Annotated in this window: 1 protein-coding gene and 1 pseudogene; both read right to left on the reverse strand. The window is 44.8% G+C overall.

The window, feature by feature from the left end; genetic code table 11:
- Positions 1-208, reverse strand: a 208-nt coding sequence (locus tag A3738_RS19220) for a 6-phosphogluconolactonase (protein ID WP_197473924.1), incomplete at its 3' end; no start/stop codon positions are given.
- A gap of 12 nt (positions 209-220) precedes the next feature.
- Positions 221-916 (reverse strand): annotated as a pseudogene (locus A3738_RS19225) (glucose-6-phosphate dehydrogenase); the annotation flags it as partial.

Raw genomic sequence — 916 nt, forward strand, 5'->3', positions numbered from 1 at the left:
GCTCATCGCCCCACCAAAAGTGCAAGTTATCCCAGCAAATTGCACTATTAAAAGGCTCCATCGCCAACAACGCGTACAGCGCTTTCGGCGTGCTGCCCCCTGACAAAGCAATATGGTAGGGCTTACTTCGCAAGCTATATGCCATCAATTGCTCAGCAAGGTGTTCTAGTAATTCATCTACCTCGTTGTAGACCTTAATCTCAAACATCGATATTGGTTCTCACAGTTCACAGTAATCAGTATCAGTTAAATTCCTGCAAGGATAACGCCACTCAAAGCCGTCTCTTGCCATCAAATCGAACGCTTCTTTTGGCCCCCAAGTACCCGAAGCATATCCGTATAACGCGGGCGACAATGATTTATATTGCAGTATGGGCTCGACATACTTCCAACACGCGCGAACAGCATCACTGCGTGCAAATAAAGTGGAATCGCCATTTAACGCATCTAACAATAAACGTTCATAAGCGCTCAACAGCTTGGTTTCACCCAAATCTTGATAATGAAAATCCATAGCGACTTCCTCTGCTTCAAAGCCAGCTCCAGGCCGCTTCAAACCAAACTTCATCACAATCCCTTCATCAGGTTGAATCCTTATGACCAGCTTATTTTTGGGGGCTTTATCCGTGAACACAGGGTGAGGGCTAGGTTTGAAATGAATCACTACCTCTGTTACGCGAGTTGGCAAACGTTTACCTGATCGAATAAAAAATGGCACGCCATTCCAACGGGAATTATTGATATGCAACTTTAAAGCAACGAAGGTTTCGGTGCGAGAATCTTGAGCAACGCCTTCTTCTTGTCGGTATCCCAACAGCGCATTTCCTCGGACTTTCGATTCGGTATATTGTCCTAAGACCAAATTATTCTCCAAATCGTCAGAACTTAATGGATGCAAACTTTGCAACAACTTAGC

It is taken from the genome of Oleiphilus sp. HI0066 (assembly GCF_001635725.1).